This window comes from Hyphomicrobium denitrificans 1NES1 (assembly GCF_000230975.2).
GTDB classification, from domain to species: domain Bacteria; phylum Pseudomonadota; class Alphaproteobacteria; order Rhizobiales; family Hyphomicrobiaceae; genus Hyphomicrobium_B; species Hyphomicrobium_B denitrificans_A.
Window position 1 is genome coordinate 811,870 of record NC_021172.1, and the last position, 14,975, is coordinate 826,844.

Annotated in this window: 13 protein-coding genes and 1 pseudogene; 11 read left to right on the forward strand and 3 right to left on the reverse strand. The window is 58.3% G+C overall.

Features of this window, described 5'->3' with window-relative positions:
• Nucleotides 1-25 precede the first annotated feature (25 nt).
• The 3 genes from HYPDE_RS03760 to HYPDE_RS19285 all read right to left on the reverse strand — a co-directional run bounded on the left by HYPDE_RS03760 (nt 26) and on the right by HYPDE_RS19285 (nt 2,241).
• Complete coding sequence (locus tag HYPDE_RS03760; RefSeq protein WP_015597032.1) at nt 26-1,210, reverse strand: thiolase family protein; 1,185 nt, start codon at nt 1,208-1,210, stop codon at nt 26-28.
• Between the two features lie 213 nt (nt 1,211-1,423).
• Complete coding sequence (locus HYPDE_RS03765; protein ID WP_041319932.1) at nt 1,424-2,008, reverse strand: TetR/AcrR family transcriptional regulator; 585 nt, start codon at nt 2,006-2,008, stop codon at nt 1,424-1,426.
• Nucleotides 2,009-2,091: 83 nt separating this feature from the next.
• Entirely contained in the window at nt 2,092-2,241 is a 150-nt protein-coding gene (locus HYPDE_RS19285; RefSeq protein ID WP_187290861.1) for a hypothetical protein, read from the reverse strand.
• A gap of 254 nt (nt 2,242-2,495) precedes the next feature.
• On the opposite strand from HYPDE_RS19285, the gene HYPDE_RS03770 reads away from it, so the two are divergent.
• The 11 genes and pseudogenes from HYPDE_RS03770 (at nt 2,496) to HYPDE_RS03815 (ending at nt 14,917) form a co-directional block, all read left to right on the forward strand.
• Nucleotides 2,496-3,632 carry an efflux RND transporter periplasmic adaptor subunit gene (locus tag HYPDE_RS03770; protein WP_015597034.1) on the forward strand — a complete coding sequence of 379 codons (1,137 nt, stop codon included), beginning with the start codon at nt 2,496-2,498 and terminating at the stop codon, nt 3,630-3,632.
• Complete coding sequence (locus tag HYPDE_RS03775) at nt 3,629-6,724, forward strand: efflux RND transporter permease subunit (protein ID WP_015597035.1); 3,096 nt, start codon at nt 3,629-3,631, stop codon at nt 6,722-6,724. The genes HYPDE_RS03770 and HYPDE_RS03775 overlap by 4 nt, the downstream gene beginning before the upstream one ends.
• Before the next feature lie 29 nt (nt 6,725-6,753).
• Nucleotides 6,754-7,599 carry an alpha/beta fold hydrolase gene (locus HYPDE_RS03780; protein ID WP_015597036.1) on the forward strand — a complete coding sequence of 282 codons (846 nt, stop codon included), beginning with the start codon at nt 6,754-6,756 and terminating at the stop codon, nt 7,597-7,599.
• Between the two features lie 329 nt (nt 7,600-7,928).
• Complete coding sequence (locus HYPDE_RS19790) at nt 7,929-8,183, forward strand: YdeI/OmpD-associated family protein (protein ID WP_432263865.1); 255 nt, start codon at nt 7,929-7,931, stop codon at nt 8,181-8,183.
• A 423-nt stretch (nt 8,184-8,606) separates the two neighbouring features.
• A complete protein-coding gene (locus tag HYPDE_RS19545; protein ID WP_244437770.1) occupies nt 8,607-8,816 on the forward strand; it encodes a DUF3489 domain-containing protein in 210 nt (69 codons plus the stop codon).
• Between the two features lies 1 nt (nt 8,817).
• Nucleotides 8,818-9,261, forward strand: a complete 444-nt coding sequence (locus tag HYPDE_RS03790) for a DUF2924 domain-containing protein (protein WP_015597038.1) — start codon at nt 8,818-8,820, stop codon at nt 9,259-9,261.
• Nucleotides 9,258-9,666 (forward strand): annotated as a pseudogene (locus HYPDE_RS03795) (recombinase family protein); the annotation flags it as partial. The gene HYPDE_RS03790 and the pseudogene HYPDE_RS03795, both read left to right, overlap by 4 nt.
• A 336-nt stretch (nt 9,667-10,002) precedes the next feature.
• On the forward strand, nt 10,003-10,548 hold the full coding sequence (locus HYPDE_RS03800; RefSeq protein WP_015597040.1) for a hypothetical protein: 546 nt from the start codon (nt 10,003-10,005) through the stop codon (nt 10,546-10,548).
• Nucleotides 10,549-10,853: 305 nt separating this feature from the next.
• On the forward strand, nt 10,854-12,113 hold the full coding sequence (locus HYPDE_RS03805) for a hypothetical protein (protein WP_015597041.1): 1,260 nt from the start codon (nt 10,854-10,856) through the stop codon (nt 12,111-12,113).
• Nucleotides 12,114-12,532: 419 nt separating this feature from the next.
• A complete protein-coding gene (locus tag HYPDE_RS03810) occupies nt 12,533-12,787 on the forward strand; it encodes a hypothetical protein (protein WP_015597043.1) in 255 nt (84 codons plus the stop codon).
• Between the two features lie 900 nt (nt 12,788-13,687).
• Complete coding sequence (locus tag HYPDE_RS03815; RefSeq protein ID WP_041319937.1) at nt 13,688-14,917, forward strand: tyrosine-type recombinase/integrase; 1,230 nt, start codon at nt 13,688-13,690, stop codon at nt 14,915-14,917.
• Nucleotides 14,918-14,975 lie beyond the last annotated feature (58 nt).

Genomic DNA, 14,975 nt, shown 5'->3' on the forward strand with positions numbered 1-14,975 from the left:
AGGCAGGGCTAGCATGGCTCTTAATTCATAGTGCTTCTAGAGCCAATGCGATGCCCTGCCCGCCACCGATGCAAAGCGTTACGATACATTTGCGGAGATGATGCCTTCGCATTGCATGCGCGAGACGTGTGGTCAGTACCGCCCCTGTTGCGCCGATCGGATGTCCGTGGGCAATTGCGCCGCCTTCGGGGTTGATGATCTCCTCGGGGAGCTGAAGCTCTTGGGCGACGGCGAGTGGCACCGCAGCAAAAGCCTCATTGATCTCGATCCGATCGAGATCACCAATTGTCCAGCCTGCTCGTTCCAGAGCAATCCGCACCGCCGGGACCGGGCCAAGCCCGAACAGTCCTGGCTCAACCGCTGCAATGCCGTACGAGACCAGTCGCGCCCATGGCGAAATCCCGAGCTTTTCCGCACATGAACGGTCGGACACGATCATGGCTGCCGCGCCCGAATTGAGCCCCGGTGCGTTCCCCGCCGTGATCGTGCCGTCCTTTCGAAATGCCGGACGCAGTTTGGACAGCGCCTCGTAAGTCGTATCAACTCGATTGGCCTCGTCCTTCGCGAACAGCTCTTCCCCCTTCTTGCCCTTCACTTTTACTGCGACGATCTCGGCCTCTAGAACGCCCGCCGTTTGTGCGGCGGCAAAACGGGTTTGAGACCGCTCGGCCCAATGGTCCTGGCGCTCACGGGTGAGCTGCGTCTTCGTAACCAGATCTTCCGTGTGCCATCCAGAATGCTCGCCTGAAAACGCGTCGATCAGGCCATCCCGCAACATGCTGTCGTGGATTTCTGCCGGGCCCATGCGGTAGCCCCATCGGCCCCCATCGAGCAAGTAGGGTGCGCGATCCATGTTCTCCATGCCGCCAGCAATGGCGATTTGAACGTTGCCGGACACGATCTCTTGCGCTGCGGCTATAATGGCCTGGGCGCCGGATCCGCAGACGCGGTTGACCGTAAGGGCCGGCGTCGTCACGGGCAGACCGCCGCCGATTGCAGCTTGTCTTGCGGGGTTCATGCGATTGCCGGCCTGGATGACGTTCCCCATCGTCACCGACTGAACGTTTTGAGGATCGAGTTTGGCGCGGCGGACGACCTCCGCGATGACAATGGCACCGAGTTCAGTTGCAGCGGTGCCCTTGAGAGTTCCGTTAAAGGTGCCGATCGCCGTGCGAACGGGCTCAGCAATGATGATTTCTTGTCTCGGCATTTTTAATCCTTTCATTGCAACGGATGTGGAGTGGCCGTCCTTTGCCCGCATCTGACCGAGATCGCACTTGCAGCGCCTCAGGTTCTCGACGGCTACGAGGTCTTGAGAACCAGCGACGGGCCCACGACCAGATCCGTCGCAACAAAGCATCGCGAAGGACACCGAAACTGAGGCTGCAAGCGGCGCACGCAAAAAGGCACTCTCGCCTACAGCCTACCGGCGCGATTCCAGGAGTGTGTTCGCCCGTTTTCGAGCGGCGGCGATGATTTCAGACGATAGCTTCTGATCGTTGGCTGCCCGAGCCATCGAAACCGCTCCTGCGAGCAACGCCATGAGTTCTAGGGCTTTGCTTTGCCGCTCCGCTGATGGGCACGACAGCCCATCCATGATGAGTGACATGGTTGTCTTGAGCCCAGCTGTAAACGCGCCCCTTACGCCGGCTTGTTCCCGACTGATATCAGGGGCGAAGGATGGAATCGGACAGCCCAATTCCGGGTTCTTGATGTGCGCTAGCGTCAGGTACTCGGCGACATAAGCTTTGAGCGCGGCCTTTGGGCCCTCGGACTGGGATCGTTCCTCGAACCGCGAGTTGATTTCCGCGAAGATTCTCTCCGTGGCTTCCGCGACGAGTGTGTCCTTGGAATCGAAATGCTTGTAGAAGCCCCCATGCGTGAGGCCCACTGCCGCCATCAGGTCAGCAAGGCTTGTTCCTATGATGCCGCGTTGGCGCAACATCTTCGAAGTCTGGGAAATGATCTCGTCATGGCGCTTGGCCATGACCTCTCGTGACGCGCGCATTGCTCTACCTCTAGCGTCTCGTCGGGCTGATATTCCGGCTCAGCCCGGCGGATGATTGGAATTACTGGCTTCCGTGCCGACCGTTAATTTGCTCCGCTAAGCCCTTGAACCTCATCCTCCAGCAAGGAAACCCGGGCGTGCAGGTCCTCGATGGGGTCGTACTCCAGGGCCATCGCATATCGATCGAGCCATTGCCAAAAGCGAAACCAGACCGAGTTCTGAAGATGTTCCATGCTTCGGCTCCGGGATTTAGCTCTCCTTATAGATGCTATTAATCATCCAAAGAGTCAAGACCCCTCGCACGCGTTTAGAACTGTAAATCGCCCCTAAGCTGGCCCCGGAATGCTCTGCGATCGCGCTTTGCTGTGAGCCCCAGTGCCCCCGAGACATCTCACCGCAACTTCTTCTCTTGCACTTTTAGATGTCATATGTAATCTAATCGGCGAGATTGAGGATCTTCGTAACGCCATTGGGCAGTGAGGTCATAATGGAAACTCTGGAATGGAACGCCGGGCAATTCCGTTCAATCGGCACCCCGTGGCTGAAAACGTCGGTTGCTATGGCGGCTATAGCGGTTGTCTCGGCCGGCGTTGCCGGCTGCAAACCATCAGAGGCCGACCCGAGGACGAGCGCTTCTCTCGTCCGCATCGCCACGGCTCAGCCGGCAAGCGCGGCTGAACGCTCCTTTACGGGCGTCATCGCTGCGCGCGTTCAGAGCAACCTTGGCTTTCGCGTTTCGGGAAAGATCATCGAGCGTCTCGTCGACACCGGCCAGACCGTCAAAGCGGGACAATCCCTGATGAAGCTCGATCCGGCTGATCTGAAGCTCACAATTGATGCTCAAAACAATGCCATCAATGCGGCCCGCGCGACGGCCATTCAGGCGCGTGCCGATGCAGCGCGCTACAAAAAGCTTGTGGCCGATGGCTGGATTTCCCACCAGCGCTACGAGCAGGCGAAATCGGCGCTCGATAACGCCGAGGCGCAGCTCGCGGCCGCCCAGGCCAACGCCCAGCTTGCCCGCAACGCCCAGGACTATTCCGTTCTGGTCGCCGATGCCGATGGCGTCGTGATGGAGACCCTTTCGGAGCCCGGCCAAGTTGTCTCGGCAGGCCAGACTGTCGTTCGTCTCGCCCATGCGGGACCGCGTGAAGCGGCTGTCAATTTGCCCGAAACAGTGCGGCCCGCAGTCGGCTCAGAAGCAACGGCGACCCTTTATGGCGACCTCAAATCCCGCTCCGAGGCGCATCTCCGCCAACTCTCGGATGCGGCTGACCCGAGCACGAGAACGTACGAAGCGCGCTACGTCCTCGCGGGAGCCGCCGCAAATGCGCCGCTCGGCGCGACTGTGACGCTCCACATTCCGCAACTCAAAGCGAAGAATGTCGTCGAGGTGCCCGTCAGTGCCGTGATCGATAATGGCGCGTCCTCGGGCGTGTGGCTCCTCAATCAACAGAAAATGGTTGTCGACTTCCGGCCGGTCACGCTGGCGGGTGTCGGCGAAGAAACGGCGCTCATCAGCCAGGGCGTTCATGTTGGGGACCAGGTCGTTGCCCTTGGGGCGCGGCTTCTGCGCGATGGCGACAGCGTTCGCGTGAACGGCGAAGAAACGGCATCACAATGACAAACTTCAACCTCTCCGCCCTCGCGGTGCGCGAACGCGCCATCACGCTGTTTCTGATCATCGCCATTACCTTCGCGGGCGCTTACGCGTTCGCCAAGCTCGGCCGCGCCGAAGACCCTCCGTTCACCGTCAAGTCCTTGACGGTGACCGCCATGTGGCCCGGAGCAACGGCAAAGGAGATGCAAGATCTCGTTGCAGAACCGCTCGAAAAGCGGCTGCAAGAACTTCGCTGGTATGACCGCGTCGAGACGTTTACGCGCCCCGGCATGATGCTGATGAAGCTGGAACTCAGGGACCAAACGCCTCCCGCGGCAGTCCCGGAACAGTTCTACCAGGCGCGCAAGAAGCTCGGCGATGAGGCCCTCAAACTCCCGGCCGGCACCATAGGCCCGTTTATCAACGACGAATACGCCGACGTCACCTTCGCGCTTTATACGGTTGAGGGAGATCGGATGCCCCCGCGTCAGCTGACGCGAGAGGCCGAATCCCTGAGGCAACGCCTTCTCCATGTCGCGGGCGTCAAAAAAGTCGATATCCTTGGAGAGCGGCCCGAGCGCATCTTTGTTGAATTCTCTTACGCAAAACTCGCCACGCTTGGGATTAGCGCGAACTCGATTTTTGACGCGCTCAACCGGCAGAACGTCGTTACGCCGGCCGGATCCATCGACACAAACGGACCGCAGGTGTTCGTTCGCGTCGAAGGCGCGTACGACGATCTGCAAAAGATCGCCGACACGCCCATTGTGGCGGGCGGCCGCATTCTGAAGCTCTCCGACGTCGCGGAGGTGAAGCGCGGCTACGAGGATCCCGCCACCTTCCTCATCAGGCACAATGGCGAGCCCGCGATGGTGCTTGGCGTCGTCATGCAGGATGGCTGGAATGGACTCGATCTCGGCAAAGCGCTCGATGCGGAAGAAGCCAAGATCGCGAAGACTTTGCCGGCAGGCCTTTCATTCAAAAAAATCATCGACCAAGCCGAAAACATCCGCGAATCCGTCGACGAGTTCATGCTGAAGTTCTTGGTTGCCCTTGCGGTCGTCATGATCGTGAGTTTTGTCAGCCTCGGTTTCCGTGTCGGCATTGTGGTGGCTGCGGCGGTTCCCTTAACGCTCGCCGGCGTGTTCGTGATCATGATGTATACCGGTCGGAATTTCGACCGCATCACACTTGGCGCGCTTATCCTCGCGCTTGGACTCCTTGTCGATGACGCGATCATCGCCATCGAAATAATGGTGGTGAAGCTCGAGGAGGGCTATGAGCGCGCCAAAGCGGCGGCCTATGCCTGGAGCCATACGGCAGCTCCGATGCTGTCAGGAACTCTGGTGACCGTCATTGGTCTGATGCCCGTTGGCTTCGCAAAGTCCACGGCCGGAGAATACGCGGGCAATATCTTCTGGATCGTGGCGTTCGCGCTCATCACATCCTGGGTCGTTGCCGTCGCCTTCACGCCTTACCTGGGCGTGAAGCTCCTCCCCGACATTAAGCCCGTGGCAGGCGGCCATGCGGCCATCTACTCAACGCCCAATTACGAACGGTTTCGACGGCTGGTCAGTTGGTCCGTCCGGCATAAGTTTCTCGTCGCTGGCTTCGTGGCTCTGCTGTTCGCGGCGGCTGGCGGAGGAATGGCTGGTGTGAAGCAGCAATTCTTTCCGAGTTCTGATCGCCGCGAATTGCTCGTCGAGGTGCAGTTGCCTGAAGGAACAAGCATCGAGGTAACGAGCGCCGCTACTACCAAAGTGGAAGCCTGGCTCAAGCAGCAGCCGGAAGCCAAGAACGTCGTTTCCTTCATTGGCCAGGGCGCCGCTCGCTTTTTCCTCGCTTACAATCCGGAACTGCCGGATCCTTCGTTCGCGAAGATCATTGTGTTGACGCCGAGCTCGGAAGCTCGGGACGTCTTGAAATGGCGCCTACGCCAGAAAATCGCAGAAGGCCTGGCATCCGAGGCCCGCGTTCGCGCCACCCAATTTGTGTTTGGCCCGCCGTCTCCGTTCCCTGTCGCATTCCGGGTAATGGGACCCGATCTCGCCAAGCTGCGAGAGATCTCGCAGAAAGTGACAGAGATCATGCGCGCAAACCCGCACATGCGCGACGTGAACACGGATTGGACGGAGCGCACACCTTCTGTACGGTTCGCGCTGGATCAGGACCGATTGCGCTTGATTGGATTGTCGCCCAACGACGTCTCCCAACAGCTGCAATTCTTGCTGACGGGAGTGACTGTGACCGGCGTCCGCGAGGACATCCGTACGGTCCAGGTCATGGCGCGCAGCGCGGGACCTGACCGCCTCGATCCGACGAAACTCGGCAATCTTGTGCTGCAAAACAACAGCGGCCAATTGGTGCCTCTGAGCCAGATCGGACGCATCGAAGTCGTTCAGGAAGATCCGATCCTTAAACGGCGTGACCGCACACCGACGATCACAGTGCAGGGCGACATTGATGAAACCATGCAGCCGCCGCCGGTCTCGCTTGAGGTGCAGAAGGCTTTACAGCCTCTCATTGCATCGCTTCCGGATGGCTACCGCATCGAAATGGGAGGCAACATTGAGGAAGCCAGCAAGGCCAACGACGCGCTGGTTCCCGTATTCCCGCTCATGTTCGTCCTGACGCTGGTTGTGATCATTTTGCAGGTCAGATCATTTTCGGCGATGTGGCTCGTCGTTGCGACGGCTCCGCTCGGTCTGATCGGCGTGGTTCCGACCCTCCTGCTCTTCAATCAGCCGTTTGGCTTCAATGCCATTCTCGGTCTCATTGGATTGTCGGGCATTTTGATGCGCAACACCTTGATCTTGATTGAGCAGATCAAGAGCAACAAGAACGACGGCCTCGATGATTTTCACGCGGTCGTGGAAGCAACAGTGCAGCGGGCCCGACCCGTCGTCCTTACGGCGATGGCGGCGGTGCTCGCCTTCATCCCGCTGACGACTTCCGTCTTCTGGGACTCGATGGCTTACACGCTGATCGGCGGAACGGCAGTCGGCACGTTTTTGATCCTGCTCTTTCTGCCGGCATTGTACGCGATCTGGTTTCGGGTTCGTCCGACCGAGGCGCCACTTCGCTCTCATGTCGCGCGAGCTCTAGCGGCAATGTGAACGCACAACTCTCATAAGGAAAAAATCAAATGACCGTCGAGACACAATCTGCACCGAAACTCCTGAAGATCTCCGATACTCTGAGCATTCGGTATCAGACGACAGGGAACGGACCGCCGTTGGTGCTCATGCATACGATCCGGACGCAACTCGAATATCTGCGCGGCTTGGCGGCTCTCCTATCTCCATCGTACACCGTCTACGCCATCGATCTTCCTGGACATGGTCATTCCCCGATAGACCCCCGGGCAAGCTTCGATGAGCCGTACTTCAGGCAGGGAGTTATTGGCTTCATCGAGAAGCTCGATCTTTCTGACGTGACGCTCGTCGGCGAATCCATCGGGGGCGCCCTGGCGCTCACGGTGGCTGCCGCGATCCCGCAACGGGTAAAGCAAGTATTCGCGATCAACCCTTATGACTACGAAACCCGCTATGGTGATGGGATCCGGCGCGGCAACTGGTTTGCAAACTTCATCATCGGAAGTCTCCAAGTTCCACTCCTCGGTGCGTTCAATGCCTCGATGGAAAACAAGATGGTCCTGAATAAGATTATGTCAGGGGGATATCACGATCCACGCAAGCTTCCTCCCGACCTCCTCGAGGAGTTCGACAGGGTCGCACATCGACCAGGTTACAAGCGCGCCGCACGCAAGGTGCTGGCGGGCTGGCGATCTTGGAGCAAGGCGCGGGACCATTATCGAGAAATCACTGCGCCCGTCACACTGATCTATGGCGACAGCGATTGGTCCCGCCTCGATGAACGGGAGAGGACGCGCGCAGAGATCCCGCATGCTCGAATGTTCACGCTAAAAAACACTGGCCACTTTTCGGCAATCGAGAATCCGTCGGACTTGGCACGCACTATCCTAGGGTAGCGTTGACTGCCAATCGAATGAAAAGAAGGCGTCTTGTCCACGGCAGAGGATTGTGACTGCTATTGGCCCGTCGCATCATCTGTCAGTTGTCTGCTGTTAGAGGTCTTGCCGACGTGATGCGGGCGCGTCGGAACGGCATAAGCATTCGATGACGGGACGTCTGGTTTCTCGGCAAAGCAGCTATTGGTCAGCTGGGTATGGTGTGTTTGCTAAAGTCGCCTTTTTGGGATTTTCCTGTCGCGCGCGAGATCTGACAAAATCAATTTAAGCCAAGATTAGACTCGAAAGATCTGTGCGATCTGTTCCTCAAACACGGCGATGGAAGCTCTATCCTTGCCTACAATAAAGATAGCGTCAGGTTTGCTTCACAAGCTGCCGCGGGACCTCGGTCAAGACTTGCTTCAAATTCCCAGGCCTTGGAGGCTCGGGAAGACATTTCATCGGTCGCTCGGAATGAGTGGATCTACTGGATTGAGTCCGCCAAAAAGGTAGACACGAGAACCCGCCGCATTGAGCGGGCTATAGAGGATCTATCAAGGGGAAAGCGACGACCTTGTTGTTGGCCTGGCTGTCGACATCGCTGAAACTCGCAGGCGTTCTAATTCCGTTTTTCGCTCTGCGTATCAACGATACTATCGGCGTTCGCTCGTGCAATGCGTTGAACCCATATTAACTAGTTAACTAGCATTTTGAGATGAGCCTAAGCCGTAAAGTTAGGTCTGGACTTCGGCCGCAAAGGACGCATGGGTGTGGTGACGGCGGCGACTGAAATTGACGCCGACCAATTCGGGCGACCTCGCGATTTGCGGGGCTTTGGGTGGTGCGGGCGCCAATGAGGGCGCCGGTAATTTCCGACGGAGCCCAATATGATCGCAAGCGAAGTACGTGCCCAGGTTAAAGCCAAACGAACACTCCTATCGCCCGAAGCCGGCAAATCAAAATCCTCTAGGAAATCATCACCGTTGCGAGCCGCGACGGCCGCGGATGATGCGCTCCGGCCGGCACCGATGACAAAGCACGACCGCGTTCTAACGCTGCTCAGCCGCCGCGAGGGCGCGACCGTTCAGGAAATAATGGAAGCAACCAATTGGCAGCAGCACAGCGTGCGCGGCTTCTTCGCTGGCACGGTCAAGAAGAAGCTCGGTTTCACGCTGACGTCGAAAAAGGCAGACGGCGAGCTTCGTCGGTATCGCATCGAAGCAAAGCGCGGTCGTTAACGTGACGTCAGACGCGATCGACGTCGCGGCGGAGCTGACGCGTCTCGAGGTCCTGACGAACTTCGAACTGCGTAGCGAATGGCGGCGACTGCATGGGATGCAGCCGCCGAAGAGCCTCTCCCGCGATCTCCTGCTTCGCGGCATCACCTACAAAATTCAGGAGAGGGCGTTCGGCGGCCTCTCCAAATCTGTCCTTCGCAGGTTAAGTGGTGCGGTGCCGGACGTACCTCGGGGCGTTACTCGCAAAGCTACTCAGGCCCTCGTAAAACCGGGCACACGGCTTGTTCGCGAGTGGAATGGGCAGACGCATACCGTTCTTGTCCACACGGACGGTGTCGAGTGGCGCGGCAAGCGCTATAGGTCGCTCTCGGTCGTCGCGCGGGAAATCACCGGCGCACACTGGTCCGGGCCACGCTTCTTCGGTTTGGACGGGCGCTCCAAATGAAACGATCGAATTGTGCGATCTATACCCGCAAGTCCTCTGACGAGGGGCTTGAAAAGGAGTTCAACTCACTCGATTGTGCTGAGCCAGAAGCACGCCGGTTGGGTGTGCCTCCCCGATCTTTACGACGACGGTGGCCTGTCGGGCGGTACGATGGATCGACCGGCACTTCAACGGCTGCTGGGCGACATCAAAGTCGGCAAGGTCCAGATCGTGGTCGTCTATAAGGTCGACCGGCTGACACGGTCGCTCGCCGACTTTGCCAAGATCGTTGATGTGTTCGACGCGCACGGAGCCTCGTTCGTCTCGGTGACGCAGCAGTTCAATACCACGACGTCCATGGGCCGACTCACGCTCAATATGCTTCTGTCGTTCGCGCAGTTCGAGCGTGAGATCGTCAGTGCGAAACACGAGCACGATTATGGGGTTGCTCAACACGTCATCGTTGCGGAGCTCGCAGGCGCTCCAGATTCTTCAAGACCATTCGGTGAGGGCATCCAGGCGCAAGCCCAGAGGTTGAGGTAGGCCGCCTCCTTCGGCGTGAGGTAGGTCTTGCCCTGGAAAGTCCTGTCCCCCATTCCGTCCTCCTGGTGCGGCGGAGACTAAACAAAGCCGGGCCGCCCCGCTAGTGTCCGGCGCCGGGTGATTGAGGTTCCGACATGCGCGAGACCGTTGCCGAGTTAGACGCCGCCATCGAGCGGGACAAGGCTGCGTTCAACGCCAGCGGCGCCGCTGGGGCCCGCCATGCCGAAGCCGGAGGTCGAGGAGATCTTCATCGCCCTGGCATACGAGGTCGGCGTGGCGCGGACCCTGGAGGAAGCGGCGCGGGACGCGGCGTATTTCGACATCGCGCAACCGCTCGACGCGGCGATGGTCGCGAAGATCGATGACGCCCTCAAGGACGCGGACCGGATGCACAACGCCGTCATCGACAACGTCGCCCGCCGCGAGAGCATGCTGCTCAGGTCCGACCCCGCGCACAAACCGGCCTACTTCTGGGTGGGGTGGGAGTTCGGCATCGATCCGAAGATGCAGACCATGACATACAAGGACGCCGGCGAAGTGTGCGCCTTCATCCAGGAAGACAGCAGACCGCGCCGTCCTTCATCGCCACCCAAAGACCGGTCACACTTAACCTTTGGGAGCGCGCGATCGACTTCACCGACTGCCCCGAAGGAGAGTGGCGATTCTGGATCGGTGAAGGCGATCCCGAAAACACCACCGTCATCATGCTGCCCAGCGAATATTAATCCACCGATGAAGGACGGTGCTGTTCTAATTTCAGCCTGACATGACCAGGGGTGCACCAACTTCGCCGTGCGAGCCAAGTTTTTTAATAGCACACGGGCTATGCGAAATTTTCCCTTCAATGGATTTGGCGAACCGAAGGAGGTTGATTTCAGCCCGAGACCGGAGAGGTGTCACCGGATACATCGCGGCCAAAAAAATCCCCTGACGTTTGCTGCGCTCATTGCGCTGTTTTTCGCAGGTGCTTACCCGCAAACTAGAACAATACCGACAGGGTGTCTTCACTTGAATACTCACGGCGAGTATGCGATAAACGCCCATTCTTTATTCATTGCGTGGGGGATTGCATGTCGCTTATCCGCCTTGTGCTGCTTCTTTCCCTGTTCTCTTCGACTTTACTGCATACGAGCGAAGCCATTCACATCGAAGAAATTGATTGGGACAAGCCGCAGGGAGATAGCAGCTATGATGCCCTAATTGGCAGCCGCGCGGCGCCCAATCAGCTTACTTTCGTAGGAATTCGTGATTTTTATTATCAGCTCGTTGTTGAGCCGCATTGGAAACGCTCCGAGTGCTCTGCCTCTTCAAGTGGAATTTATAATTATCTCAATACAGTCATGACGGACGTGAGTTATATCTCTGACGTCTCTGAAGCAAACGACGAAGTCAAATCTATGCCGACATTGCTTATCGGTTTTGGCGTCGAGCCTGCCAACGGAAGCCGCCGATCGGGGTGTCATCTTAGATCATTTGCTCAGCAATGGACTCTCCGCCGCTATGGCGGTTCCGAAGTTGGATCTCGAAAAGAGCTCTTCAAAATCACCGTGACTGCGAGCCTTGCCTCGTCTTTCTTCAAGCCTTTAAGGGACGTCGCCGTCGCGGTGGCTGGCATACCGGCCGTCGCGGGCGCGATTCCACCTGGCTACGCTGCTGCAGTGACGACTCTTGTTGATGCTTTGGTTGCAGCTGGTGCAGGCAATCCGGTGGGCGTTTTTAGCAACGACGTATATGCGGCCGCTAATCCAAAGGCGGTGTCCAGGATCCAAATAGCCGCTGATAAAGCCGCAGGTTATACCGACATATATGTGCGCAGGATTGGCTCCCTCATTTTGGACCGGCTGGATCCCGTAGGGTCAGAAGATGTAATAACAATTTCTCTGAACAAGGCCGGCGATAAATTCCGAAAAAAATTTCTCGAAGCCAATAAGGACTACAAGCAGCGGATAGCGATAGAGAATCCCGCAAAAAGAAAGGACCTTTACACTCTCTGCCAAACAATTCGCAATTTCGTCGACGATGAATTGGCTCTTTCGACCATCGATGCGGCGTTGATTAGAAGAAGCTTTTTAATCTATCAGCAATACGACAAATTGCTTTCGGACGCTAATTGGACAAAGACCGTCACGGACGAACTCAGAGCCAGCAATCCCGAGCTACCCAGAACGCTGCAGGATGAGTGCTGGAACAATATCGACGAAGAATTTCTACGCAAAATTATTGTGACCAGGCTGAAGAAAAGAATGGATCCCTTTGGTAGCTACGCGGTTCAGCCGGCGTCCAGCGGACCGCCCACAAATCGCTTGCGCGCACCTTTCGCGGTGTACTGAACTCCCAATCCGCTGCGAGCGCATCATGGCTTCAGCAGTATGTCCACGGCAAGGGTGAACTGATGTTGATTTCCCGTCGCGCTGTGACCGTCGGGCTGGTCACGGCTTCCGTGATCGTACTAAGGGCTCCAGCATCGGCGCTCCGGAGCATGGATTCTACAAAGCAGATGGGTTCTTGCGCCCCGGGAACAGTGGTGGTCCGGTCTTCAACGAGGCCGGGCAGGTAGTCGCGCTCGTGCAAGGGGGCACACTGCCGGGGACCGAGAGCAACGACCTTATTCCGATTTCTCTTGCCACCAGTCTGCTGAAAAAAGGGGCGTTCAGATCGGGGTCGACGTCGCCCTCGCATACGAGAGCTCATGCTATTCGACATGTCGGCATGTATCTCACGGAGTCGAGGCCTGGACATCGGAGACACCGTGGGGCCCGGTCAACAGCGGATGGTTGGAGGCGGGCACAACCGAACGGACGAATACAATGCCTTGATCGCGGGGGCGCTCGCGGGCAGGGGCGATGCACAGATAGAACTCCTGCCTGGCGATCAAGGAAAATGGGAGGAGAACAAGAAGGATGTCTTCGGGCACGTCGAATACCGGTTTTTCTGCAAAGGCATCCTACGATCGGGTGCCGTATATGCCGATCGGCAGTCGGCCGCCTGTCCGTTGAAACAATGAATGTTCTGTGCCGGAGCATCCCATCGTCAGGTTGGACGTGCGAAATAAGGCAAGTGCGGGAACGCCTAACCGCCGGGTTCGATGGCAGTCCGCGTGTTGCCATGTGACCAGTAGTGGCCGTGGTGCCGCGTACACACACCCCATACTGTTTGTGTACGGAGTGATTAAACTAGCAGCATGGCATCTTGGCGCCAGGTGCCATGGCGTTTAACACTTGGCTCCATGCTCATCTCAATTGAATCAACGTCCGAGGGCGAGAAGCGCATCTACTGCACGCGTGGGCATTCGGTCGTCACCTACTTCACCGGCGCACATGCGGCTGACGTATCTCGCGCCCGACATTGTCCGCGCGCTCCTGTCCGGACGATATCCACCCGAGCTGACACCGACGCGCCTTGTCTCTCTTTGCAAAGATCTACCGCACGACTGGCAACTCCAACGCGCAGTCCTCGAGTTCGAGACGCGGTAGCGCCGACCAATACCTAAAAACGATGCGAGTCTGACCGGCCGAAAAAGGCCGACAGAGATAAAACGGCCTTTGAGGGCGGGGAAGTACCGTAGAGACGCGGCCAGTTGCGCGGGACATCGAACCGCCTGCTGATAAGACGCGGAATTCGCGCCTAAATTTTGCCTACGGAAATCGTATAATATGCAGAGATATCAGTGGCTTAGTCGCTGGCTGGGGGACTAGGATTCGAACCTAGACAGGCAGAGTCAGAGTGTACTCTGTCTATGTTTTCACCCATTCCGGCATGTGCCGGACAATTCATATATAAAGCTAGTAAAACCAGCATGTTAATCCGGCCCTCCGATGGTCACGACGGAACCTCACTGAACGCTGTAAAACATGCTTCTTGAGACACTGGCGAGACATCGATTTTCTATGCTAGGCAGGCAGACATGGTGTCTGTTGCGCCCAACGTACTGATGATCCGGCGGGCCCTGAATGGGCCACGGGCGACCTACAGCGTCGCCAAGCATCCGCGGCTTTTCCTGGCGACCAACGGAAAGGGGGGTGGTTCTTGGCGCATCCGGTTTCGACCGCATGCTGGCGCTCAGCAGTGCTGGCTGACGATCACGAATGATGCTCGCAATGTCGAGTTCGACAGCATCGTGAACAAGGCAAAGGAGCTGATCTCGAAGCTGGAGCTCGAAGGTGTCGACCCGCGCAGCGCCCGCCCTAAGACCGGGGCGAACTTCGACACCTTGTTCGCGCGCTGGCTTGAGGTGTACGCCAAGGTGCACAAGCGCAGCTGGGAGAGCGACGAGAAAATCTACCGTCGCCACATCAAACGGCGGCTTGGATCGAACCTCGTGCGCAGCATCGATCGTCTGCGGGTTATCGACGTCCTCGATGATATCGCTAAGGCGGCGACTCCGATTCAGGCGAACCGATGCCAGTCGGTGATCTCCGCGGTGTTCTCCTGGGCGCTCGACGAAGGCCTGGTGCGGTCGCATCCGGCGCTCCGTATCCGCCGTCGCGGTGAAGAACGCGTTCGCGAGTTCGTGATGACCGACGACCAGCTCCGGGCGTTCTGGGCCAAGCTCGACGGCATGTTTGAGAATGCAGCAATCGCGGTTCGGTTGCTGCTGATCACCGGCCAGCGGCTCGGCGAGGTGGTCGGAGCCAGCGCGGATGAGTTGAGCCTATCGGGTGATTCTCCGGAATGGGTCATCCCGGGCGCGCGCACGAAGAACGGGCTGCGCCACATCGTGCCGCTCACGGCGACTGCGGTCACGCTTTTTGAAAAGGCGCGCGATATCGCACGCAAGCCCGACAATCCGTTCGTCTTCCCGGCTCGACGCATGGAGCCTGAGGCGCTTAATGGCAACCAGGTGTCGCGCCAGTGCAAAGAGGTCTTCCGCGAGATCGGTGCCGGACACATGCGCCTGCACGATCTTCGCCACCAGGCGGCGACGGGCATGGCGCAATGCGGCGTTCCCCTCGACATCCGCCAGATGGTGCAGAACCAGATCACCGGCCGGACGCAGACGATCGGCGCGGTCTACGACCAATATGATTACGCGCCCGAAAAGCGACGCGCCTTGGAACTCTGGGAGCGGCGCTTGCTTGCCGTCGTCGCCGGCAAGGCGCCCCCGACCGAGCGCTATGGTTCGGCGACGATCTAAAGCCGCGACGGTTGACAGTTCCGGGGCGCCGATCGCCGCTTTAGCACCTCTGACGATC